The sequence below is a fragment of the Cupriavidus cauae genome (assembly GCF_026210475.1).
Taxonomy (GTDB): domain Bacteria; phylum Pseudomonadota; class Gammaproteobacteria; order Burkholderiales; family Burkholderiaceae; genus Cupriavidus; species Cupriavidus cauae.
Genome location: NZ_CP080293.1, coordinates 2,816,954 through 2,841,141, shown reverse-complemented (window position 1 = coordinate 2,841,141; position 24,188 = coordinate 2,816,954). Strand labels below are relative to the sequence as shown.

Genomic DNA, 24,188 nt, shown 5'->3' with positions numbered 1-24,188 from the left:
CACCCGGGCGCTGGCGCGGCCCGGCGGCCACCATCACGATGAACTACAAGTCGACCCGCGGCCATGACGTGCCGCAAACCTTCTCCGAGATCCTGCTGGGCGGCCTGGCGCCGGACGGCGGCCTGTACCTGCCGCAGCAATATCCGCAGGTCAGCGCCGACGAACTCGAATCGTGGCGCAAGCTGTCGTACGCGGACCTCGCCTATGAAATCCTCGCCAGGTTCTGCGACGACATCCCGGCCGAGGACCTGCGCGCGCTGACGCGCAAGACCTATACCGCCGAGGTCTATTGCAACGCGCGCGCTGGCGACAACACCGCCGACATCACGCCGCTGCGCAAGCTCGGCGACGAGGCCGGCGCGCCGCTGTACCTGCTGGGCCTGTCCAACGGCCCGACGCTGGCCTTCAAGGACATGGCGATGCAGCTGCTGGGCAACCTGTTCGAGTACGCGCTGGCGCGCGCCGGACAGGAGCTCAACATCCTGGGCGCGACCTCGGGCGACACCGGCAGCGCGGCCGAATACGCGATGCGCGGCAAGCGCGGCATCCGCGTCTTCATGCTGAGCCCGCACAAGAAGATGAGCGCGTTCCAGACCGCGCAGATGTTCAGCCTGCAGGATCCGAACATCTTCAATCTGGCAGTGCAGGGTGTGTTCGACGACTGCCAGGACATCGTCAAGGCGGTCTCCAACGACCTCGAATTCAAGTCGCGCCAGAAGATTGGCACCGTCAATTCGATCAACTGGGCGCGCGTGGTCGCGCAGGTGGTCTACTACTTCAAGGGCTGGCTGCTCGCCACCGATGGCCCCGGCCAGAAGGTCTCGTTCTGCGTGCCGTCGGGCAACTTCGGCAATGTCTGCGCCGGCCACATCGCGCGCATGATGGGTTTGCCGATCGACAAGCTGGTGGTGGCGACCAACGAGAACGACGTGCTCGACGAATTCTTCCGCACCGGCGTCTATCGCGTGCGCAAGTCGGCCGAGACCTACCACACCTCCAGCCCGAGCATGGACATCTCGAAGGCCTCCAACTTCGAGCGCTTCATCTTCGACCTGCTGGGGCAGGATGCCGGCAAGCTGGCGCAGCTGTTCCGCGATGTCGATACCAAGGGCGGCTTCGACCTGTCCGGCACGCCGGACTACGAGCGCATCCGCCAGTTCGGTTTCGTCTCGGGCCGCAGCACGCACGACGACCGGGTCGCGACGATCCGCGATCTGTCCTCGCGCTATGGCATCACCATCGACACCCACACCGCCGACGGCGTCAAGGTCGCGCGCGAGCACCTGTCGGCGGGCACGCCGATGGTGGTGCTGGAAACCGCGCTGCCGGCCAAGTTCGCCGACACGATCCGCGAGGCGCTGGGCCACGAGCCCGAACGTCCGGCCGCCTTCGAGGGCATCGAGGCGCTGCCGCAGCGCTTCGAGGTGATGCCGGCCGACGCGGCGCAGGTCAAGGCGTACATCGCCCGGCATACCGGGCTGTAATCCGGAGACCGGCCGCCGCGCCTGCCTGCGCGGCGGCCGCCGAGTCATTACAATCGGCTCGTACAATCGAGCTGGTACGAATCGAATCAGCCGCTTGCCGCCGCCGCCCGACGCCGCGGCCGCAAGCGCCGCCTCGCGCAGGCGGGGCCTGTCCGGACACTGCGTTCCCGCCTGCGCGGGCCGCGACGACAACGCACCTCGCATGGAAAATCGTCCCCCGATGCTGACCCTGGCGCAGGCGCTCGACGCGCTGCTGGCCGGCGCCCAGCCGATCGCCGAAAGCGAACGCGTCGATACGCTGCAGGCCAATGGCCGCGTGCTGGCCCAGCCGGTTACCAGCACGCTCGACGTCCCGCCCGCCGACAACACGTCGATGGACGGCTATGCGCTGCGCTGCGCCGACGTGCCGATGCCCGGCGCGCGGCTGCGGGTCGCCCAGCGCATTCCGGCCGGCCATGTCGGCGTGCCGCTCGAAGCCGGCACGGCGGCGCGCATCTTCACCGGCGGACTGATTCCGGCCGGCGCCGATGCCGTGGTGATGCAGGAGCAGTGCCAGGCCGACGGCGACTTCGTCGTGGTCAACCATGCCCCCGGACCCGGCGAGTGGATCCGCCGCGCCGGCGAGGACATCATGGCCGGCGCCGTGATCCTGCCCACCGGCACGCGGCTGACGCCGCAGGCGCTGGGACTGGCCGCCTCGGTCGGCCAGGCGCAGGTGGACGTGGTGCGGCGCCCGCGCGTGGCGGTGTTCTTCACCGGCGACGAGCTGGCAATGCCGGGCGAGCCGTTGAAGCCGGGCGCGATCTACAACTCCAACCGCTTCACGCTGCGCGGCCTGCTGGAAAACCTCGGCTGCGAGGTCACCGATTTCGGCATCGTGCCCGACACGCTGGGCGCCACGCGCGACACGCTGCGGCGCGCGGCGCAGGGCCACGACCTGATCCTGACCTCGGGCGGCGTCTCGGTCGGCGAGGAAGACCATATCAAGCCGGCGGTGCAGGCCGAAGGGCGGCTGGACCTGTGGCAGATCGCGATCAAGCCGGGCAAGCCGCTGGCGTTCGGCCATGTGGCGCGCGGCTGTGCCGGCGGTACCGCCGCTACGGGAGATGCAGCGAGCGTCGCCGACAGCGCGGCCTTCCTCGGCCTGCCGGGCAATCCGGTGTCCAGCTTCGTCACCTTCCTGCTGTTCGTGCGGCCCTTCCTGCTGCGCATGCAGGGCGTGACCGACGTCGCGCCGCGGCGCATCCCGATGCGGGCCGACTTCGACCTGACCAAGTTCGATCGCCGCAACGAATTCCTGCGCGTGAAGATCAACGAAGGCGGCGGGCTGGACCTGTTCCCGAACCAGAGCTCGGGCGTGCTGACCTCGACGGTCTGGGGCGACGGCCTGGTCGACAATCCCCCCAACCAGCCGATCCGGCGCGGCGACATGGTGTCGTTCCTGCCGTTTGCCAATCTGGTGGCCTAGCCCCGGCGAGGGCGGCCGAAGCAGTCGAGAGAAGAGGGTAGCGATGCAGATCGAATTGCGGTTCTTCGCCAGCGTACGCGAGCAACTGGGGGTGGCCCAGGAGCGCGTCGAGCTGCCGGACACGGTCGCCACCGTGGGGCAGGTGCGGCAGTGGCTGCGCGAGCGCGGCGGCGTCTGGCAGGAGGCGCTGGCCGAGGGCCGGGCGCTGCGCATGGCGGTGAACCATGCGGTCGCGCGCGCCGATACCGCGGTGGCCGACGGCAGCGAAGTGGCCTTCTTCCCGCCGGTGACCGGGGGCTGAGATGAGCGTCAGGGTACAGCGCGAGGATTTCGACCTCGGTGCCGAGGTGGCGGCGCTGCGCGCGGGGCGTCCGGGCATCGGCGCCGTGGCCAGCTTCATCGGCACGGTGCGGGACGTCAACGACGGCAGCCCGGTGCAGGCGATGGAGCTCGAGCACTATCCGGGCATGACCGAGAAGGCGCTGGAGCGCATCGAGGCGGTCGCGCGCGAGCGCTGGGCCCTCGAAGGCGTGACCATCATCCACCGGGTCGGCCCGCTGCAGCCGCAGGACCAGATCGTGCTGGTGGCGGTGGCCTCGGCCCATCGCGGCAATGCCTTCGCCGCCTGTGAATTCATCATGGACTACCTGAAGTCCGAGGCGCCGTTCTGGAAGAAGGAATCGACGCCCGAGGGCGCCCGCTGGGTCGATGCGCGCGTCACCGACGAGGCCGCGCTGGCGCGCTGGGGCGTGCGCTCGCTCAATGCCAGCGGCGATGCCGGGGAGGGCGAAGGCCAGCCCGGAGCCCCGGCTTGAGCCCGCTCGGCTTCGTCGCGGTCGGGGTCGGCGCGGCGATCGGCGCCTGGCTGCGCTGGCTGTTCTCGCTGCTGTGGAATGCCGCCAACCCGGCGCTGCCCTACGGCACGCTGGCGGCCAATCTGCTCGGCGGCTTCCTGATCGGCGTCGCGGTGGGCTTCTTCGATACCCATGCCTCGCTGCCCCCAGCCTGGCGCCTGCTGGTGATCACCGGCTTTCTCGGCGGGCTGACCACCTTCTCGACCTTCTCCAGCGAGCTGACCGCCAATCTGCTGGCCGGCGACTACGGCGCCGCGGCGCTGCACGTGCTGCTGCACCTGGGCGGCTCGCTGCTGCTGACGCTGTTCGGGCTGTGGAGCTATCGGGCGCTGGCCTGAGCCGGACGATCCTGCGCCGATCATCCGCCGATTATCCGCCGATCATCTGCAATAACGCCGCGTTGAAGCGCTGCGGCAGCTCCAGATGCGGACTGTGGCCGGCCGCCGGGATTGTCGCCACCCGCGGCGCCGGTTGCAGCGCGGCCATGGCCGCCGCCAGCGCGGGCCGGTAAAGCCGGCTTCGTTCCCCATACAGGCAGAACAGCGGCAGGGTCGCCTCGCGCAGGGTCTGCCGGTAGTCCTGCCGCGCCATGTCGAGCCACAGCTCGGCCAGCACGCCGGCGTCGCAGCCGGCCATCCATTCCCGCACCCGTGCCGCCTCGTGCGCCGGCGGCTCGACGCCGTCGGCCCATAGCCCCGCGCCGACCAGCGGCACCATGCCGTGCCAATGGCGCCGGACCTGCGCCGCCATCTGCTCGGCCTGGGCAGCGGTGTAGCCGCCATGCAGGCCATGCGGCCAGTCCGGCGCGGTCAGCAGCCGGGGCGTCATGTCGATCGCGCCGATCGCGGCGACGCGCGACTCCAGCCATTGCCGGGGACGGCCGCGCGCCAGCTCCCAGGCGACCATCGCCCCCATCGACCAGCCCACCACGATGGCATCGCGCAGAGCGAGCGCGTCGATCAGCCCGGCCACGCCGTCGGCCAGCCCGGCGATGGTGCCGCCGGCTGCGGGGCGCCACCGCACCGACAGCCCATGGCCCGCATGGTCGGGTGCAATCACCCGATATCCCCGCTGCGCCAGCGCCGCCTGGCCCGTGAAGGCCTGGCCGGGCACCGACCAGCCGTGCAGCAGCAGCAAGGGCCTGCCGGTGCCGGCTTCGCGCCAGCCGGGCAGGTTGGCGTCGCCGGGGTGTTCCGTGAAGCCAAAGGCGGTGTGGAGCGGCGCGGTGGAGAGGCTCGCAGTAGATGGCGGCGCTATGGAGGGCGGCGGGGCGGAGGGCGGCGCTATGGAGGGCGGCGGGGCGGAGGCTGGCGCGGTGGGAAGCGGCCCCGTGGAGGGCGGTGCGGCTGGACCGGGCAGGGCGGAGGGATCGGCGGCGTCCAAACGGTGTCTCCGTGGCGGCGTGGCGCGTCCCGAGGAGCGGCGAAGCCGCGTGCCGCCGCCGTGCCGGCCGGGGCCCCTTGGGACAGCCATCTATTGACATTCCGATTCGCTGCTTTATACCATGAAACATGAATCACTTATCAGGTTTGATGGCTTGATGCGCGATTCCGGAACATGCTCCGGCGATGCTGCACGGCGCCATGCGTTTCCGTTGCTCCCAACCGTATTCCCGCTTGAACGAAGGCGCCGATGCCACCGACCGAAGCCTGTGTGATCCCGAAAACCGCGCGGGGCCAGAAGACGCGCGAGGCGCTGCTGCGGGCCGCCGAGAAGGTGTTCGGCGAGAAGGGCTACTACGCCGCGTCGATCTCCGAGATCACGCAGGAGGCGCAGGTGGCGATGGGCACCTTCTACCTGTACTTCAAGGACAAGGAAGACGTGTTCCGCGCGCTGGTCCAGCACATGCTGGAACTGGTGCGCGCGCATCTGCGCAAGCATGTGGCGCCGGCCACCACGCAGATCGAGGCCGAGCGCCTGGGCCTGAAGGCCTTCCTGTCCTTCGTCTCGCGCCACAAGAACCTGTACCGGATCGTGCTCGACTCGTATTCGGTCGACGAGACCATCTACAGCCAGTACTTCCAGGTCTTCGCCGAGCTCTACAGCCGCCGGCTGACCCGCGCGCAGGAGCTGGGCGAGATCGTGCCGGGCGACGCCGAGGTACGGGCCTGGTGCCTGATCGGCATCAGCAACTTCCTCGGCATGCGCTATGCGCGCTGGAAGCGGCCGGCGTCGATGGAGAAGGTGGTCGACACCGCCTTCGACCTGATCACGCACGGGCTGGCGCCGCGATGAGCGCGCGTTGAGGGCGCGATGAGCCGGACATAAGCAAGGACACCAGCGGTACCAGCCAGGCCACGACAAAACAAGAAGGACCGAGGAGACAACGATGGGACCCCACCGCACCACCTGCCGCACCACCTGCCGCACCACCTGCCGCACTACCTGCCGCACTACCTGCCGCACCAGCGGCGGCACCAGCCACCGCATTACCGGCCGCATCACCCGCCGCACCGCCGCGCTCGCCGCGGCACTGGCCGCCGCGCTGCTGGCCGCCACCGGCACGGCCGCCGCCAAGGACATCCGCATCGCCCACGTCTACGACAAGACCGGGGCGCTCGAGGCCTATGCCAAGCAGACCCAGATCGGGCTGATGATGGGCCTCGAATACGCGACCGGCGGCACCATGACCGTCAACGGCCGCAAGCTGGTGGTGATCGAGAAGGACACGCAGGGCAAGCCCGACGTCGCCAAGGCGCAGTTGGCCGCCGCCTACAGCGACGACGGCGCCGATATCGCGGTCGGGCCGACCTCGTCCGGCACCGCGCTGGCGATGCTGCCGGTCGCCGAGGAATACCGCAAGGTGCTGCTGGTCGAGCCCGCCGTGGCCGATTCGATCACCGGCGACAAGTGGAACCGCTACATCTTCCGCACCGGCCGCAACTCGTCGCAGGATGCGATCGCCAACGCGGTCGCGCTCGACAAGCCCGGCGTGCAGATCGCCACGCTGGCGCAGGACTACGCGTTCGGCCGCGACGGCGTCAAGGCGTTCAAGGACGCGCTGAAGCAGGCGAAGGTCGTGCACGAGGAATACCTGCCGACCAATACCACCGATTTCACCGCGGGCGCGCAGCGGCTGTTCGATGCGCTGAAGGATAAGCCCGGCCGCAAGGTGATCTTCATCATCTGGGCCGGCGCCGGCAATCCGTTCAAGATCGCGGACCTCGATCCGAAGCGCTACGGCATCGAGATCGCCACCGGCGGCAACATCCTGCCGGCGATGGCGAGCTACAAGAACTTCCCCGGCATGGAAGGCGCGACCTACTACTACTTCGGCATCCCGAAGAATCCCGCCAACCAGTGGCTGGTGGCCAACCACTACAACAAGTACAAGACCCCGCCCGACTTCTTCACCGCCGGCGGCATGGCCTCGGGCATCGCGCTGGTCGAGGCGCTGAAGAAGACCGGCGGCGCCACCGGCACCGAGAAGCTGATCGCGGCGATGGAGGGCATGTCCTTCGATACGCCCAAGGGCCGGATGACCTTCCGCAAGGAGGACCATCAGGCGATGCAGTCGATGTACCACTTCAAGATCAAGGTCGATCCGGCGTTTGCCTGGGGCGTTCCCGAGCTGGTCCGCGAGATCAAGCCCGACGAGATGCAGGTGCCGATCCGCAACAAGCGGCAATAAGCGGGGGATAACCCGGTGCAAGCCAGCCCTGCCACCCTCGGCGCCGCCCGCTTGGCCACGGCCGCCCGCCGGGCCACGCCCGCGGGCCCACACATGGTCGCCCAAACGGTCGCGCATACGGTCGCGCATACGGTCGCCCACACGGCCGCCCACACGGCCGCGCGCACCGCGGCTGTCGACGGCGCCGCGCCGCTGCCCGGCGGCGATGCACAGCGCGGACCCACCGGCGCCGCATCGCCGGCCGGACAGCCGGCGCTCGAAACGCGCGACCTGACGATCCGCTTCGGCGGCCATGTGGCCGTCAACGCGGTGTCGTGCGCCTTCCGGGCCGGCGAACTGACCTGCATCGTCGGCCCGAACGGCGCCGGCAAGACCACCTACTTCAACCTGATCTCGGGCCAGCTGGCGCCGACCAGCGGCCGCATCGCGCTGTACGGCCGCGACATCACGGGCCTGAGCGCGTCGGGCAAGGCGCGCCGCGGCATCGGCCGCGCCTTCCAGCTGACCAGCCTGTTTCCCAATCTGACGGTGCTCGAGAACGTGCGGCTGGCGGTGCAGGCGCGGGCCCGCATCGGACTCGATCTGCTGACGGTCTGGAGCAGTCACCGCGGCATCAATGCCGAGGCCGAGCGCTGCCTGGAGCGGGTCGCGCTGGCGGCCAAGCGCGACCTGACCGTCGCCGCGCTGCCGCACGGCGACCAGCGCAAGCTCGAGGTCGCGATCCTGCTGGCGCTGCGCCCGCGCGTGTTCATGTTCGACGAGCCGACCGCCGGCATGAGCGTCGACGAGGTGCCGGTGATCCTCGACCTGATCCGCGAGATCAAGCAGGAGCGCTCGCACACCGTGCTGCTGGTCGAACACAAGATGGACGTGGTGCGCTCGCTGGCCGACCGCATCGTGGTGCTGCACAACGGCAGCCTGATGGCCGATGGCGATCCGGCCGAGGTGATCGCCTCGCCGATCGTGCAGCAGGCCTATCTGGGCCTGCCGGCCGAAGGGGAGGGCCTTGATGTCTGAACGCACGGCCCCGCCATCCGCCCCGCACGGCGCATCGGACCCCGCCCCGCACGCAGCCCCGCATGCCGCGCCGCCGCTGCTGCGCCTCGCCGACGTGCAGACGCATATCGGCCCGTATCACATCCTGCACGGCGTCACGCTCGACGTGCCGCGCGGCGGCGTGACGATGCTGCTCGGGCGCAACGGCGCCGGCAAGACCACCACGCTGCGCACGGTGATGGGCCTGTGGCGCGCGAGTGCAGGGCGGATCGAATTCGACGGCAGGGACATCACCGCGCTCGATACGCCGGCGATCGCGCAGGCCGGCATCGGCTACGTGCCCGAGAACATGGGCGTGTTCTCCGACCTGACCGTGGCGGAGAACCTGCGGCTGGCCGCGCGCCAGGGCCCGGCCGATCCGCGGCGGCTCGACTGGGTGCTGCGCATGTTCCCGGCGCTGAAGGTGTTCTGGCATCAGCGCGCCGGCGTGCTGTCCGGCGGGCAGAAGCAGATGCTGTCGGTCGCGCGCGCCATCGTCGAACCGCGCCGGCTGTTGATCGTCGACGAACCGACCAAGGGGCTGGCGCCGGCCATCATCCAGAACATGATCGCGGTGTTCCGCGAGCTGAAGCAGACCGAGGTGTCGATGCTGCTGGTCGAGCAGAACTTCCAGATGGCGCGCGCGGTGGGCGACACGGTGGCGGTGATGGACGACGGCCGCGTGGTGCACGCCGGCTCCATGGCCCAGCTCGCCGCCGACGAGGGCCTGCAGCAGCGCCTGCTGGGGCTGTCGCTGGCCGCGCATCAGTGACCGGTGATCCATGACGACGCCGAACCCGCTTTACACGCTCCCATGCGCGCCACCGTGCGTGCCATCGTGCGAGGAAACGAAACCATGACCGCTGGCAGGACCGTGTCCGAATCCGCCGCAGCGCATCCCGCAGCATCAGCAACAGCGTCGGCAACAGCGCCGGCCACCGGGTCGGCCACTGGGTCGACCACTGGGTCGGCCACTGCCGCCCCGGCAAGCGCCGCCGATCTGCCGGCCGCCCGCCTGGACTGGCTGCCGCTGGCGCTGGCGCCGCTGCTGATGCTGCTGGCCTGGCCGCTGATCGGCAGCGGCTCGACCTGGCTGACGCTGACCATCGCCGGGCTGGCGATGGGCATGATCATCTTCGTGGTGTCGTCGGGCCTGACGCTGGTGTTCGGCCTGATGGACGTGCTGAACTTCGGCCACGGCGCCTTCATCGCGCTGGGCGCCTATATCGCGGCTTCGGTGCTGCTGCCGCTGGCGCCCTGGGTCGAGGCCGACAGCCTGGCGCTGAACCTGGCGGTGTTCGCGCTGGCGATCGTCGCTGGGATGGCGGTGGCCGGCGTGCTGGGCCTGGCCTTCGAGCGCGTGATGGTGCGCCCGGTCTACGGCCAGCACCTGAAGCAGATCCTGATCACGATGGGCGGCATGATCGTCGCCGAGCAGCTGATCAAGGCGATCTGGGGACCGGAGACCATCGCGTTGACGCTGCCCGCCAGCTTCCGCGGCGCGGTGCTGCTGGGCGACGCCGCGATCGAGAAATACCGGCTGATCGCGGTGGTGCTCGGGCTGGTGGTCTTCCTCGCGATGCTGCTCGTACTGAACCGCACGCGCATCGGCCTGCTGATCCGCGCCGGCGTCGAGAACCGCGAGATGGTCGAGGCGCTGGGCTATCGCGTGCGCCGGCTGTTCGTCGGCGTGTTCGCCGTCGGCGCGGGGCTGGCCGGCATGGGCGGCGTGTTGTGGGGCCTCTATCAGCAGAACATCACCGCGTCGATCGGCGCGCAGGTCAATGTGCTGATCTTCATCGTGATCATCATCGGCGGGCTCGGCTCCACCGCCGGCTGCTTCGTCGGCGCGCTGCTGGTCGGGCTGATGGCCAACTACACCGGCTTCCTGTTTCCCAAGGTGGCGCTGTTCTCGAACATCCTGCTGATGGTGCTGATCCTGCTGTGGCGGCCGCAGGGACTGTATCCGGTGGCCCGGCGCTGAAGCGGCCGCCAGAGCCGCCCATCGCATCGTTGCCAGGCCATCCGTGCATCGCCGTCATTGCTTCCTCTTCGAGAAACCGACCGCATCATGATCCGACTGCTCTCCGGCGATACCCCGCGCAGCCGCACGCTGACGGTGCTGCTGCTCCTGCTGCTGCTGGCGTTGGTCTGCACGCCGTTCCTGATTCCGGGCGCGCGGGCGCTGAACATGGCCGCCAAGATCTGCATCTTCGTGGTGCTGGTGGCCAGCTACGACCTGCTGCTGGGCTACACCGGCATCGTCTCGTTCGCGCACACGATGTTCTTCGGCATCGGCGGCTACGGCGTGGCGATCGCGATGACGCGTTTCGAGCCCGGCTGGGGCGCGCTGCTGGCGGGCATCGTCGGCGCGCTGGCGGTGTCGATGCTGCTGGCGCTGGTGATCGGCCTGTTCTCGCTGCGCGTGCGCGCGATCTTCTTCGCGATGATCACGCTGGCGGTGGCGACCGCCTTTGCCACGCTGGTGTCGCAGCTGTCGGCCTGGACCGGCGGCGAGGACGGGCTGTCGTTCAAGGTGCCGGCGCTGCTGACGCCCGGCTTCGCGCTGGAGGACGCCGACGGCGAGGTGCGCGAATGGCTGGGCGTGCCGCTCAATGGCAAGCTGTTTTCGTATTACCTGGTGCTGGCCGGCGCCGCGGTGCTGTTCCTGCTGCTGCTGCGCGTGGTCAATTCGCCGTTCGGGCGCGTGCTGCAGGCCATCCGCGAGAACGACTTCCGCGCCGAGGCGATCGGCTACCGCACCGTGGTCTACCGCACCGTGTCGACCGTGCTGTCGGCGGCGTTCGCCACGCTGGCCGGCGTGCTGATGGCGATCTGGCTGCGCTACAACGGCCCGGATACCTCGCTGTCGTTCGAGATCATGGTCGACATCCTGCTGATCGTCGTGATCGGCGGCATGGGCACGATGTATGGCGCGGTGATCGGCACCGTGCTGTTCCTGCTGGCGCAGACCTATCTGCAGGACGTGATGAAGCTCGCCAGCGAGGCCACCGCGGCGCTGCCGCTGCTGTCGTCGCTGCTGCATCCGGATCGCTGGCTGCTGTGGCTGGGCCTGCTGTTCGTGCTCAGCGTCTATTATTTCCCGCAGGGCATCGTCGGGCGCCTGCGAGCCTTGCGATGAACACCGGCGCAGTGAACACCGGCGCAATGAACACCGGCGCAATGAACACCGGCGCAATGAACACCGGCGTAATGAACACCGGCGTAATGAACACCGGCACGATCGACACCGGCGCGATCGACACCGGCGCGATCGGCGTCCACGCGATGCTTTCCATCACCGGCACCATACCGATCCCAGGCCAAGCGGGGCGCCCATGTACGTAGTCGACTGGCTGCACAAGCACGCACAGCACCGCCCGGACAAGATCGCGCTGGTCGACGTCGACAGTGGCCGGCAGATCAGCTACCGCCAGTTCGACGAGCGCGCCAGCCGCTTCGCCGCATACCTGAGCGAGACGCTCGCGCTCTCACCCGGCAGCCGCGTCGCCGTGCTGGCGCACAACAGCTCGGACTATCTCGAGATGCTGTACGGCTGCGCCAAGGCCGGCATGGTGATGGTGTGCCTGAACTGGCGGCTGGCGCCGGCCGAGTTGAAGCCGATTCTCGACGACTGCACGCCGCAGGTGCTGGTCGCCGGCGACGGATTCCTGCACGTGTTCGCCGAACTGGCACGCGGACGCGCGTTGCGCGCGGTGCTGCATCTGGCGGACGACGAGGCGACCGATGTGCCGGCCGGCTGGACCGAGTACGAGGCGGTGCTGGCCGCGGCGTCCGGGCGCATCGTCGAGATGCCCTGCCGCGACGAGCACGAGGTCTGGCACTTGCTGTACACCTCCGGCACCACGGGCCGGCCCAAGGGCGTGATCCAGACCTACGGCATGGTGTTCTTCAACGCCGTCAACGCGACGATCGCGAACCGCATCACCCGCGACGACGTGATGCTGGCGGTGCTGCCGTTCTTCCATACCGGCGGATTGAACCTGTATGCCAATCCGGTGCTGCACGCCGGCGGCACCGTGCATGTCGCGCGCCAGTTCGACGCGGGCGCCACGCTGGCGCGGCTCGATGCGCGGTCCGGCGCCGGCATCACGATGTTCTTCGCGGTGCCGTCGATCTACCAGTTCCTCAGCCAGCATCCGGACTTCGAACGGGCCGACCTGTCGGGTCTGCGCAGCTGCGCGGCCGGCGGCTCGCCGGTACCGCTGCCGCTGCTGCAGGCGTACCAGGCCAAGGGCGTGACGATCTGCTTCGGCTTCGGCATGACCGAGACCGGCCCGACCGTGTTCGTCGCCGACGAGGACACCGCGCGCCGCAAGCCCGGCACGATCGGCAAGCCGGTTGGCTCGATGCTGACGCGCGTGGTCGATCCGCTCGGCAACGATGTCGCGCCCGGCGAGCGCGGCGAGCTGCTGATCAAGGGGCCGGGCGTGACGCCGGGCTACTGGAACCTGCCCGAGGCGACCGCGGCCGCGCTGCGCGACGGCTGGCTGCATTCGGGCGACATCGCCTATGTCGACGCCGACGGCGACTACTACATCGTCGATCGCGCCAAGGACATGTTCATCTCCGGGGGCGAGAACGTCTATCCGGCCGAGGTCGAGCAGGCACTGTTCGCGCTGCCGCAGGTGGCCGAGGCGGCGGTGATCGGCGTCGCCGACGAACGCTGGGGCGAGGTCGGCATGGCCCTGCTGGTGCTGAAACCCGGCGCCAGCCTGGACCCGCAGGACGTCATCGCGCATTGCCGGCAACGGCTGGCTGGCTACAAGGTACCGCGCCATGTGCGCGTGGTCGACGCCCTGCCGCGCACGCCGTCCGGAAAGATCGAGAAACACAAGCTGCGCATGCAATACCGGCAGCATTGATGCGGCGCTCGCATGCGGCGTTGCCACGCAAGGAGACCACGATGCAGCACAGACACGGAAGCGATGTGGCAGGACAGGGGGCGGGGCAGGCGGCAAGGCAGGAAGTGGGGCGAGCGGCCGGGCAAGGGGCAAGGCAAGACGCAGGGCACGGCGCAGGGCACGGCGCAGGGCAAGGACGCCGCGGCGCCGCCAGGGCCATGCCAACGGCGGCAGGCGCGGCGCCATCGATGTCGCGGCCGGCCGTGCGCCGGGAAGGGCGGCCCGCCTGTGCGGGACCGGCGCGTCCCGCCGCCACCCGCCTGCTCGCGGTGCCGCTGGCCTGCATGGCGCTGGTCGCATGCGGCTCCGACGATGACGACGACCGTGGCGCTCCGGTCAACCAGCGCCCGGCCTATATCGGTTCGCTGACCGTGCATGAGTACGACGGCAGCGCCGACGACCTGCTGACCGCCGGGCTCGGCAAGGACGGACTGGCAGGCACCGCGCTGCTGCCGGCCGATCCGAATGCGCCGACGCGCACCGAACTGCGCCGCTATGCGATCTGGAGCAACTACACGGCGCTGGTCGATGTCAGCGCCGCCGGCGGCTACGGCACGCTGTACGGGCCCAATGTCGATGCGCAGGGCACCGTGACCGGCGGCCAGGGCAAGATCCCCGGCGTCGAGTACCTGGCCTATGCCGACGACGGCAGCGGCCGGCAGAACGTCACGATGATGGTGCAGATCCCGGCCAGCTTCGATCCCGCGCGGCCCTGCCTGATCACCGCCACGTCCTCCGGCTCGCGCGGCGTCTACGGCGGCATCTCGACCGGCGAATGGGGCCTGAAGCGCGGCTGCGCGGTCGCCTATACCGACAAGGGCACCAGCGCGGCGCCGCACGATCTGGGCAACGACACCGTCGCGCTGATCGACGGCACCCGCACCAGCCGCGCCGCGGCAGGCCGCGAGGCGCATTTCGCCGCGCCGATCGACGACAACGCGCGCGCCGCCTTCAACGCCGCGGCGCCGCATCGGCTGGCCTTCAAGCACGCGCATTCGCAGCGCAATCCCGAGAAGGACTGGGGCCTGTTCACGCTGCAGGCGATCGAATTCGGCATCTGGGCAATCAACGACCGCCATGGCGAGGTGCGCGACGGCCAGCGCCGCCGCACCATCGACAAGGACAAGCTGCTGGTGATCGCCTCGAGCCTGTCCAATGGCGGCGGCGCGGCGGTCGCCGCGGCCGAGGCCGACGTGCAGGGCCTGATTGACGGCGTCGCGGTCAGCGAGCCGAACCTGAACATGCCGCAGGATGCCGGCATCACGGTGCGGCGCGGCGGCACGCCGGTCGCGGTGAACGGCCGCACGCTGTACGACTACACGACGATGGCCAACCTGCTGCAGCTGTGCGCGGCGCAGGACCCGGCCAACGCGCAGGCGCCGGCGGTCGGTTTCTACGCGACGCTGGGCGCCATTCCGGCCAACCGCTGCGCCGCGCTCGCCAGCGCCGGCATCGTCAAGGGCGCGACGCTGGCGGAACAGGCGGCCAGCGCCCAGCAGGCGCTGCGCGACTATGGCTGGGAGCCCGAATCGTCGGTGCTACACGCCTCGCTGGGCTTCTTCGAGGTGGCCAGCGCGGTGTCGGTGACCTATGCCAATGCGCTGTCGCGCGCCAGCGTGACCGACCGGCTGTGCGGCTACAGCTTCAGCGGCATCAACGCGGCGTTCGAACCCGCGCCGGTGACCCAGGCGCAGATGGCCAACATGTTCTCCACCGGCAATGGCGTGCCGCCGTCGTCGGGCGTGCAGCTGATCAACGACCTGGACCCGCGCGGTCCGCGCCGCGACCTGCTGTCGCGCTCGCCCGGCTCGCCGGTAGACGACGCCAACACCGCCGGCGCGCGCTGCCTGCGCGACCTGGCGACCGGCAACTCGCCGCAGGCCCTCGCGCTGCAGGTGGGCCAGCGCCTGACGCTGCGCAACGGCAACCTGCGCGGCAAGCCGGCGCTGATCGTGCACGGCCGCGACGATGCGCTGCTGCCGGTCAACCACACCTCGCGCCCGTACCTGGGCCTGAACCGGCAGCGCGAGGGCGCGGCCAGCCGGCTGTCGTATGTCGAGGTGACCAACGCCCAGCACTTCGACGCCTTCAATGCGCTGGTGCCCGGCTATGGCAATCGCTACGTGCCGCTGCATCTGTACCTGAACCGCGCGCTCGACGCGATGTACGACCATCTGCGCAGCGGCACGCCGCTGCCGCCGTCGCAGGTGGTGCGCACGGTGCCGCGCGGGGGCACGCCGAACTCGCCGGCGCCGGCGATCCAGCCGTCCAACGTTCCCGGCTTTGCCGCCAACCCCGCCGCCGGCGACCGCATCGAGGTCGTCGGGGGCATCGTCGAGGTACCGCAGTGACGACGGCCATCCAGCAGACCGCCGGGCCCGCGGTGGGCGCCGCACCTACCACGCCCGCCGCGGCCGCCCCGATCCGCGTGCTGACGCAGCACGACTTCGACCGCTTCGCGCGCCTGTCGCGCGACGACAATCCGATCCACTGCGATCCCGCGTTTGCGCGCGGCACGCATTTCGGTGCGACCGTCGCGCACGGCATGCTGCTGTTCTCGCTGCTGTGCGCGCAGATGCAGCGAGGGCGAGCGGGGCCGGTGCTGCCGCTGGCGCAGACGCTGATGTTTCCGCAGCCCACCTACGTCGGCGACGGCGTGGTGGCGGAACTGGTGCCGGGGGAGGGCGCGGCCGGACGGATCGCGCTGCGCACCGCGATCCGCTGCGTGCAGCGCGGCGGCCGCGCGCTGGGGGCTCCGCCGTCGGCCACACTTTCGGCCCCGCTGTCGGCCCCGCTGTCAGCCCCACTTTCCGCCCCAGTTTCGGCCGCACTTCCGGCCCGGGAATCGGCACCGTTGTCGGCCACCTTTTCGGCCACCTTTTCGGCCTCGCTGCCTGCTCATGAGGCGCCGGTCACGGCCAGCGGCGAGGCGGAACTGCTGCTCGATCCCGATGCCGCCGCGCTGGCCGGGCCGCTGGTGGCGGGTGCCGACGCGGCGATCGCCGGCGACGCGGCGCTGTACCACCTGCGGCCCGGGCAGCAGGCCGACGCGGTGCGCGCCTTCGAGGCAGCGGACATCGACGAGTACGTGGCGCTGAGCGAGGACGCCAATCCGCTCTACACGGACGCGGCGCTGGCCCGGCGCCGCGGCTTCGACGGCCCGGTGGTGCCGCTGCCGCTGCTGGCCGGCATGTTCTCCGACCTGCTCGGCACCCGCCTGCCGGGGCGCGGCACCGGCTGGATGAAGCAGTCGCTGCGGCTGCGGTCGGCGGCCCGGCTGGGCGAGCCGCTGCGGGCCACGGTGCGGATCGTGCGGCTGCGCGCCGACAAGGAGCTGGTCAATCTGGCCACCGACATCACGGGCGAGGGCGGCCGGCTGGTGCTGCAGGGCGAGGCGCTGGTGCTGGTGCGCAACCTGGAGCGCAAGCTCGCGGGCAGCGCCGCCGACCCTGCCGGCCCGGGGGAGGGCCGGCAGGCCGCGGCGTCGTCCTGATCCCTCCGCCGGCGCATCGCTTCCGCGTGCTCGTGCGCCGCTTGCGCGCTGCTTGCGCCACATCAAGCGACATCAAATACGCATCGTTTCGTCTTGAAATGTCACGGCAAAGCCCTATCTTCGGCAGTGACATCCGGTGTCCTGCCGGCCGACGACGCGGTGCGTACCGACTGCGCCGCCGGGGCCGCCTCGGGACACGTATCCCAGAGAGGGTTTCCCTATGCGTCTTGACAAACTGACTACCCGATTCCAGGAAGCGCTGGCCGATGCCCAGACCCTGGCGATCGGCAACGACAACCAATACATCGAACCGCAGCATCTGCTGCGCGCGCTGCTGGCGCAGAACGACGGCTCGGCGCGCGCGCTGCTGTCGCGCGCCGGCGTCAACATCAACGGCCTGGCCAGCGCGCTCGACGCCGCCATCAAGCGGCTGCCGCAGGTGCAGGGCACCAGCGAGGTCCAGCTCGGCCGCGAGCTGGCGGCGCTGTTCAACGCCACCGAGAAGGAAGCGATCAAGCGCGGCGACCAGTTCGTCGCCAGCGAGCTGTTCCTGCTCGCGGTCGCCGACGACAAGGGCGAGACCGGCCGCATCGCGCGCGAGCATGGCATGAGCCGCAAGTCGCTGGAGGCGGCGATCGACGCCGTGCGCGGCGGCGAGTCCGTCAACAGCGCGGACGCCGAGGCCCAGCGCGAGGCGCTGAAGAAATACACGATCGACCTGACCGAGCGCGCCCGCCTGGGCAAGCTCGACCCGGTGATCGGCCGCGACGACGAGATCCGCCGCGCGATCCAGATCCTGCAGCGCCGCACCAAGAACAACCCGGTGCTGATCGGCGAGCCCGGCGTCGGCAAGACCGCGATCGTCGAAGGGCTGGCGCAACGCATCGTCAACGGCGAAGTGCCCGAGTCGCTGAAGAACAAGCGCGTGCTGGTGCTCGACATGGCGGGCCTGCTGGCCGGCGCCAAGTATCGCGGCGAGTTCGAGGAGCGCCTGAAGGCGGTGCTGTCCGATATCGCCAAGGACGAGGGCCAGACCATCGTCTTCATCGACGAGATCCACACGATGGTCGGCGCCGGCAAGGCCGAGGGCGCGATCGACGCGGGCAACATGCTCAAGCCCGCGCTGGCGCGCGGCGAGCTGCACTGCATCGGTGCGACCACGCTGAACGAGTACCGCAAGTACATCGAGAAGGATGCCGCGCTGGAGCGCCGCTTCCAGAAGGTGCTGGTCGACGAGCCGACGGTCGAGGCGACCATAGCGATCCTGCGCGGCCTGCAGGAAAAGTACGAGCTGCACCACGGTGTCGAGATCACCGACCCGGCCATCGTGGCCGCGGCCGAGCTGTCGCACCGCTATATCACCGACCGTTTCCTGCCCGACAAGGCGATCGACCTGATCGACGAGGCGGCCGCGCGCATCAAGATGGAAATCGACTCCAAGCCGGAGGAGATGGACAAGCTCGAGCGCCGCACGATCCAGCTGAAGATCGAGCGCGAGGCGGTCAAGAAGGAAACGGACGAGGCCTCGCGCAAGCGGCTCGAGCTGATCGAGCAGGAGATCGCGCGGCTCGAGAAGGAGTACGCCGACCTCGACGAGATCTGGAAGGCCGAGAAGGGCGCGGCCCAGGGCGCCGCCGCGCTGAAGGAGGAGATCGACAAGATCCGCCTCGAGATCGCGCGGCTGCAGCGCGAGGGCAAGCTCGACAAGGTCGCCGAGCTGCAGTACGGCCGGCTGCCGGAGCTCGAGGGCAAGCTCAAGGCCGCCACCGCGGCCGAGGCCAGCGAGCAGAAGCAGCCCAACCGGCTGTTGCGCACGCAGGTCGGCGCCGAGGAGATCGCCGAGGTGGTCAGCCGCGCGACCGGCATTCCGGTGGCCAAGATGATGCAGGGCGAGCGCGAGAAGCTGATCGCGATGGAGGACTACCTGCACAAGCGGGTGGTCGGCCAGGACGAGGCCGTGCGGCTGGTGTCCGACGCGATCCGCCGTTCGCGCGCGGGGCTGGCCGACGAGAACAAGCCGTATGGCTCGTTCCTGTTCCTGGGCCCGACCGGCGTCGGCAAGACCGAGCTGTGCAAGGCGCTGGCCGAGTTCCTGTTCGACTCGGAAGAGCACCTGATCCGCATCGACATGAGCGAATTCATGGAGAAGCACAGCGTGTCGCGGCTGATCGGCGCGCCGCCGGGCTATGTCGGCTACGAGGAAGGCGGCTACCTGACCGAGGCGGTGCGGCGCAAGCCGTATAGCGTGGTGCTGCTCGACGAGGTCGAGAAGGCCCACCCGGACGTGTTCAACGTGCTGCTGCAGGTGCTCGACGACGGCCGGCTGACCGATGGCCAGGGGCGCACCGTGGACTTCAAGAACACGGTGATCGTGATGACGTCGAACCTGGGCTCGCAGATCATCCAGCAGATGAGCGGCGAACCGCACGAGGCGATCAAGGGCGCCGTGTGGCAGGAGGTCAAGACGCAGTTCCGGCCGGAGTTCCTGAACCGCATCGACGAAGTGGTGGTGTTCCACGCGCTCGACCAGAAGCACATCGAGTCGATCGCGAAGATCCAGCTGCAGCGCCTGCAGTCGCGCCTGGCCCGCATGGACATGGCGCTGGAAGTCAGCGACGCCGCCCTGGAGCGCATCGCCAGCGCGGGCTACGATCCGGTGTTCGGCGCGCGGCCGCTGAAGCGCGCGATCCAGCAGCAGATCGAAAACCCGGTGGCGCGGCTGATCCTGGAAGGCAAGTTCGCCGCCAAGGATGTCGTGCCGGTGGACTACCAGAACGGGGAGTTCACGTTTGGGCGGGTGGTGCATTGAGAAAGAGGTGGCGCGGCGCATCTCTGGCGCTTGCGCGGCGACGGCGCCCGTTCTTGACCTGCGTCAAGGCGCCGTTGCTTCCTTGCCCCTAACATCGACCCTGTCATGAAGCTGCGGGGGCGCACTTCATGACTTGTCTACCCGTTTCCAACCTGGAAACTTGACCCGCGGTGCTCCCGTACCGCGGGTTTTTTCTTTTGGGCGCGTCCGCGGGTCGTCATCGCCCAGCCGGTCATAGCGCCCTCATTGCCCCCCGTCATAACCCGCGTAATGACCCGCGTCATAACCTGCGTCATAACCCCGTCGTAGCCGCCGTCATTGCGGCCGTCATTGCCCCCGTGGCGGCCGCCGTCATTGCCGCCGCCACGGTCCTCCCGCCGCCTTATGCGAAAAACGTGCTTGGATCGGCGAAACCATTCGTTCCTTGTCGCCTTGCCCGCCGGTAGCCTCGATGCTGTCGCGATGGCCCATGCATGCCGTCGCGCATGCCAGCCTTGTTTTTTCCGACGGACGGGAGCCCTTGAAGATGATTCGCCAGTTGGCCATTGCGGCCGCAGTGTTGTCCCTTGCCGGCGTGGCCGGTCTCGCGCATGCCCAAACGACCCTGTTGAACGTGTCCTACGACCCCACGCGCGAGCTGTATGTCGACGTCAATGCCGCCTTCGCCAAGGCCTGGAAGGCCAGGGGCGGCGACAACGTGACGATCCGCCAGTCGCACGGCGGCTCGGGCAAGCAGGCCCGCTCGGTGATCGACGGGCTGGAGGCGGACGTGGTCACGCTGGCGCTCGGCTACGACGTCGATGCGGTGGCGCAGAAGGGCCTGATCAAGCCGGACTGGCAGAAGCGGCTGCCGCACAACGCCTCGCCCTATACCTCGACCATCGTGTTCCTGGTGCGCAAGGGCAATCCGAAGAACATCCGCGACTGGAGCGACCTGGTCAAGCCGGGCGTGCAGGTCATCACGCCCAACCCGAAGACCTCCGGCGGCGCCCGCTGGAACTATCTGGCGGCCTGGGGCTATGCGCTGCGCCAGCCGGGCGGCAACGAAGCCAAGGCGCGGGATTTCGTCGCCCAGCTGCTGAAGAACGTGCCGGTGCTGGACTCCGGCGCGCGCGGCGCGACCACGACCTTCGTCGAGCGCGGCATCGGCGATGTGCTGATCGCCTGGGAGAACGAGGCGCTGCTGGCGATCAAGGAGCTCGGCCCGGACAAGTTCGATATCGTCGCCCCGTCCGTATCGATCCTGGCCGAGCCGCCGGTCGCGGTGGTCGACAAGGTGGTCGACAAGCGCGGCACGCGCCGTGCCGCCGAGGCCTATCTGCAGTTCCTCTATACCGACGAGGGCCAGGAGATCGCGGCGCGCAACTACTACCGCCCGATCTCGCAGAAGATCGCGGCCAAGTACGCGTCGGCCTTCCCGCAGGTGAAGCTGTTCACCATCGACGAGGTGTTCGGCGGCTGGCAGAAGGCGCAGCAGGCCCACTTCGCCGACGGCGGCACCTTCGACCAGGTCTATCAGCCTGGCCGGCGCTGAGCCGCGGGACGGGAAGCATTCATGAGCCCAGCCGGCACCCAACGCGGCATCGATCGCGGCATCGATCGCGGCATCGATCGTGGCACCGAACGCGGCGCGCTCCGCCGTCGCGCTCCCGCCGATGGACGGCCGCTCGCGGAGGCGGGCGGCATTCGCGATCTTGAACGGTGCGCCGGCGCGCGGTTCGACGCGGCCGGCGCGCCGCCGATACCGGCCGACGCGCCGCCGCTTCCGGCCGCGCTGGCCCGCTATCTCGAGGCGCTGCCGGCGCGGCCCGAGCCCGGCTATTCGCTGTGGCGCGACGCGCACGGCCAGGTGCAGGGGCGCTTTCACCATTGCTCGCTGACCAGCGCGTTCGCGCCGCTGATCGCGCTGGCCGACCGCCGCGTGATCGGCCATGAAGGCACCATCCGGACGTACGCAGGCGAGCAGCCGGGACTGGCCGCGTGGAAGCTGTTCGCGCTGGCGGCCGACGACGCCTCGCTGGTCGCGCTCGACCGGCTGTCGCGGCTGCTGCATGCGATCAACTACGTGGCCGCGGGCGGCACGGGGCGGCTGGTGCTGAACGTGCACAACCGCCTGCTGGCGGCGGTGGCCGACGACCATGGCGCGGCGTTCCGGCGCGCGGTGCAGGCGCTGGACCTGCCGCAATCGCAGTTGGTGATCCAGGTGCCGGCCAGCGCCAACGACAACCTGCCGCTGCTGCTGCAGGTTGTGGGCAACTACCGGCGCAACGGCTTCGCCGTCAGCCTGCAGGCGTCAGACCCGGCCGAGGCGGGCGTGCTGATCGCGCAGGCGCGGCCGGACTGGCTCAAGCTCGATATGGGCCGGCTGTGGACCGACCGCCAGCTGGCCGGCCTGCGCGCCAGCGCCTTTGAGGTCGGCGTGACGCTGATCGGCCGCCGGCTCGACAGCGCCGAGACCGCGCTGCGGCTGCAGGCGGCCGGTATCGAACTGGGGCAGGGCACCCATGCCGGCGCGACGCTCGGCCCGGGCGAGTTGCGGCGCGCGGGGCGCCTGCCGTGCGGCCCGGACTCGTGCCGCGCCGACTCGCACCGCGCCGACTCATGCCGCCCCGACTCGGACCGCCCCGACTCGGACCGCGCCGACCCACACCACGCCGATTCGCGCCACGAAGACCAGGAGGAACCGAGATGACGTCGCATCTGCCGTCCCATGCCGCCGAAATCGAGCTCGAGGTCCCATCGGGGCTCGGCATCCTGACCGTGCCCGGGCTGCACGGCAGCGGCCCCGAGCACTGGCAGAGCCGTTGGGAACGCCGCTTCCCCGACTGGCAGCGCGTCGAGCAGCGCGACTGGTCGCGCCCGAGCCTGCATCTGTGGGCGGACCGGGTGGGCGACGCCGTCGCGCGGGTGCGGCGGGTGGCGCCGCGCGGCGCGGTGCTGGTGGCCCACAGTTTCGGCTGCCTGGCGACGCTGCGGCACGCCGCGAACGACGCCGACGGCATCGCCGGCGCCCTGCTGGTCGCCCCGGCCGATCCCGACAAGTTCGGCGTCGCGCCGCTGCTGCCGGCCTACCGGCTGCCGTTTCCGACGCTGCTGGTGGCAAGCCGCAACGATCCCTGGATGGCGCAGCGCACCGCCTTCACCTGGGGCACGCTGTGGGGCAGCGAGCTGCACGACGCGGGCAGTCTCGGCCACATCAACGCCGATTCGGGCCTCGGCCGCTGGCCGGAAGGGCTGGGATTGCTCGGCACGCTGCTGCAAAGGATCGACACCCGGCGCCGCGGACGCCCTCACGATCAGCACGGCACGGCGTGGGAAGCCGGGCTCGAAGTGATCCCGACCGTCCCATATATCTGAATCGACTAAAGACATGCGTAAATATTCGTTCTGGATATAAGCGCTGCTCTGCACAATCTATTGGTCCCGCCGCCGGCGCCGCACTGACGCGCCGGCGGCGCCCAACGTGCGTCCCGCGTGGCGCGCATCGTCGCCGTCGGCGGCTTTCGAACCAGACACCATGCCTGCCACCCTGCCATTGACCGATACCGTGCCAGCGGCGCCGACCTTTCCGCGGCGCCTGCCCGGCCCGCTGCGCGCCCGCCCGACGGTGCTGCCGGGCTTCGGCCTGTCGCTCGGCTTCACGCTGCTGTATCTGACGCTGATCGTGCTGATTCCGCTGGCGGCCGCCTTCCTGAAGGCATTCACGCTGAGCTGGGACAGCTTCTGGGCGATCGTCACGGCGCCGCGCGTGCTGGCCGCCTACAAGCTGAGCTTCGGCGCCTCGCTGATCGCGGCGCTGGTCAATACCGTGTTCGGGCTGGTGGTGGCCTGGGTGCTGGTGCGCTACCGCTTTCCCGGCCGGCGCCTGGTCGATGCGCTGGTCGATCTGCCGTTCGCGCTGCCGACCGCGGTGGCCGGCATCGCGCTGACCGCGCTGTTTGCCGGCAACGGCTGGATCGGCCGCTGGCTCGAGCCGCTGGGCATCAAGGTCGCCTTCACCCCGCTGGGCGTGGTGATCGCGCTGACCTTCATTGGGCTGCCGTTCGTCGTGCGCACCGTGCAGCCGGTGCTGGAGGAACTCGAGCGCGAGCTGGAAGAGGCCGCGGCCAGCCTTGGCGCGACCCGCTGGCAGACCTTCCGGCGCGTGATCGTGCCGGCGATCGCGCCGGCGCTGCTGACCGGGTTTGCTCTGGCCTTCGCCCGCGCCACCGGCGAGTACGGCTCGGTCGTCTTCATCAGCGGCAACATGCCGATGGTGTCCGAGATCGCGCCGCTGATGATCTACGCCAAGCTCGAGCAGTACGACTATGCCGGCGCGACCGCGGTGGCGGTGGTAATGCTGCTGATCTCGTTCGCCTTGCTGCTGCTGATCAACGGGCTGCAGGCCTGGTCGCGGCGCCGCCAGAACGGCGGCCGCCAGGCCCCGGCGCAGGCGCGCGACGACGCGGCCGACTCCTCCCGTGCGCTGACCGCTGCCGGAGACTTCTGA

21 protein-coding genes are annotated in these 24,188 nt (G+C 69.9%); 20 read left to right on the top strand and 1 reads right to left on the bottom strand.

Annotation, left to right across the window (positions count from 1 at the left end; genetic code table 11):
* Positions 1-38 precede the first annotated feature (38 nt).
* From thrC to crcB, 5 genes are all read left to right on the top strand, one after another.
* Positions 39-1,484 (top strand): threonine synthase, encoded by a 1,446-nt coding sequence (gene thrC, locus KZ686_RS12700; RefSeq protein ID WP_150084646.1) that lies wholly within the window; start codon positions 39-41, stop codon positions 1,482-1,484.
* Positions 1,485-1,704: 220 nt separating this feature from the next.
* On the top strand, positions 1,705-2,952 hold the full coding sequence (locus tag KZ686_RS12695; protein WP_265633483.1) for a molybdopterin molybdotransferase MoeA: 1,248 nt from the start codon (positions 1,705-1,707) through the stop codon (positions 2,950-2,952).
* 43 nt (positions 2,953-2,995) lie between these two features.
* The gene (gene moaD / locus KZ686_RS12690; RefSeq protein ID WP_053821618.1) at positions 2,996-3,253 is read left to right on the top strand and encodes a molybdopterin converting factor subunit 1; all 258 of its coding nucleotides are present in this window, start codon (positions 2,996-2,998) and stop codon (positions 3,251-3,253) included.
* 1 nt (position 3,254) lies between these two features.
* The gene (gene moaE / locus KZ686_RS12685; protein ID WP_149319083.1) at positions 3,255-3,767 is read left to right on the top strand and encodes a molybdopterin synthase catalytic subunit MoaE; all 513 of its coding nucleotides are present in this window, start codon (positions 3,255-3,257) and stop codon (positions 3,765-3,767) included.
* Positions 3,764-4,144: a fluoride efflux transporter CrcB gene (gene crcB, locus KZ686_RS12680; protein WP_149319082.1), complete on the top strand. Its 381-nt coding sequence runs from the start codon at positions 3,764-3,766 to the stop codon at positions 4,142-4,144. Before moaE ends, crcB begins: the two co-directional genes overlap by 4 nt.
* A gap of 31 nt (positions 4,145-4,175) precedes the next feature.
* On the opposite strand, the gene KZ686_RS12675 is transcribed toward crcB, so the two are convergent.
* On the bottom strand, positions 4,176-4,943 hold the full coding sequence (locus tag KZ686_RS12675; RefSeq protein ID WP_265632543.1) for an alpha/beta fold hydrolase: 768 nt from the start codon (positions 4,941-4,943) through the stop codon (positions 4,176-4,178).
* Between the two features lie 495 nt (positions 4,944-5,438).
* On the opposite strand from KZ686_RS12675, the gene KZ686_RS12670 reads away from it, so the two are divergent.
* The 15 genes from KZ686_RS12670 (at position 5,439) to cysT (ending at position 24,188) form a co-directional block, all read left to right on the top strand.
* Positions 5,439-6,041: a TetR/AcrR family transcriptional regulator gene (locus KZ686_RS12670; protein ID WP_006577456.1), complete on the top strand. Its 603-nt coding sequence runs from the start codon at positions 5,439-5,441 to the stop codon at positions 6,039-6,041.
* 205 nt (positions 6,042-6,246) lie between these two features.
* On the top strand, positions 6,247-7,437 hold the full coding sequence (locus KZ686_RS12665; protein ID WP_149319190.1) for a substrate-binding domain-containing protein: 1,191 nt from the start codon (positions 6,247-6,249) through the stop codon (positions 7,435-7,437).
* Between the two features lie 93 nt (positions 7,438-7,530).
* Positions 7,531-8,454, top strand: a complete 924-nt coding sequence (locus tag KZ686_RS12660) for an ABC transporter ATP-binding protein (protein ID WP_265632541.1) — start codon at positions 7,531-7,533, stop codon at positions 8,452-8,454.
* On the top strand, positions 8,447-9,244 hold the full coding sequence (locus tag KZ686_RS12655) for an ABC transporter ATP-binding protein (protein WP_265632540.1): 798 nt from the start codon (positions 8,447-8,449) through the stop codon (positions 9,242-9,244). Before KZ686_RS12660 ends, KZ686_RS12655 begins: the two co-directional genes overlap by 8 nt.
* A 279-nt stretch (positions 9,245-9,523) precedes the next feature.
* A complete protein-coding gene (locus KZ686_RS12650; RefSeq protein WP_265633482.1) occupies positions 9,524-10,456 on the top strand; it encodes a branched-chain amino acid ABC transporter permease in 933 nt (310 codons plus the stop codon).
* Between the two features lie 87 nt (positions 10,457-10,543).
* A complete protein-coding gene (locus KZ686_RS12645) occupies positions 10,544-11,614 on the top strand; it encodes a branched-chain amino acid ABC transporter permease (RefSeq protein ID WP_150084651.1) in 1,071 nt (356 codons plus the stop codon).
* Entirely contained in the window at positions 11,611-11,820 is a 210-nt protein-coding gene (locus KZ686_RS12640; RefSeq protein ID WP_265632539.1) for a hypothetical protein, read from the top strand. Before KZ686_RS12645 ends, KZ686_RS12640 begins: the two co-directional genes overlap by 4 nt.
* Entirely contained in the window at positions 11,811-13,358 is a 1,548-nt protein-coding gene (locus KZ686_RS12635; RefSeq protein WP_265632538.1) for an acyl-CoA synthetase, read from the top strand. The genes KZ686_RS12640 and KZ686_RS12635 overlap by 10 nt, the downstream gene beginning before the upstream one ends.
* A 227-nt stretch (positions 13,359-13,585) precedes the next feature.
* Positions 13,586-15,748: a D-(-)-3-hydroxybutyrate oligomer hydrolase gene (locus KZ686_RS12630; RefSeq protein ID WP_265632536.1), complete on the top strand. Its 2,163-nt coding sequence runs from the start codon at positions 13,586-13,588 to the stop codon at positions 15,746-15,748.
* A 32-nt stretch (positions 15,749-15,780) separates the two neighbouring features.
* Positions 15,781-16,890 carry a MaoC/PaaZ C-terminal domain-containing protein gene (locus KZ686_RS12625; RefSeq protein WP_265633481.1) on the top strand — a complete coding sequence of 370 codons (1,110 nt, stop codon included), beginning with the start codon at positions 15,781-15,783 and terminating at the stop codon, positions 16,888-16,890.
* 220 nt (positions 16,891-17,110) lie between these two features.
* Complete coding sequence (clpB, locus tag KZ686_RS12620; protein ID WP_265632535.1) at positions 17,111-19,699, top strand: ATP-dependent chaperone ClpB; 2,589 nt, start codon at positions 17,111-17,113, stop codon at positions 19,697-19,699.
* A gap of 526 nt (positions 19,700-20,225) precedes the next feature.
* A complete protein-coding gene (locus KZ686_RS12615; RefSeq protein WP_265632534.1) occupies positions 20,226-21,233 on the top strand; it encodes a sulfate ABC transporter substrate-binding protein in 1,008 nt (335 codons plus the stop codon).
* Positions 21,234-21,440: 207 nt separating this feature from the next.
* A complete protein-coding gene (locus KZ686_RS12610; RefSeq protein WP_265633479.1) occupies positions 21,441-22,391 on the top strand; it encodes an EAL domain-containing protein in 951 nt (316 codons plus the stop codon).
* Positions 22,388-23,056, top strand: coding sequence for an RBBP9/YdeN family alpha/beta hydrolase (locus KZ686_RS12605; protein ID WP_149319072.1), 669 nt, complete (start codon positions 22,388-22,390; stop codon positions 23,054-23,056). The genes KZ686_RS12610 and KZ686_RS12605 overlap by 4 nt, the downstream gene beginning before the upstream one ends.
* Positions 23,057-23,216: 160 nt before the next feature.
* A complete protein-coding gene (gene cysT, locus KZ686_RS12600; protein WP_149319071.1) occupies positions 23,217-24,188 on the top strand; it encodes a sulfate ABC transporter permease subunit CysT in 972 nt (323 codons plus the stop codon).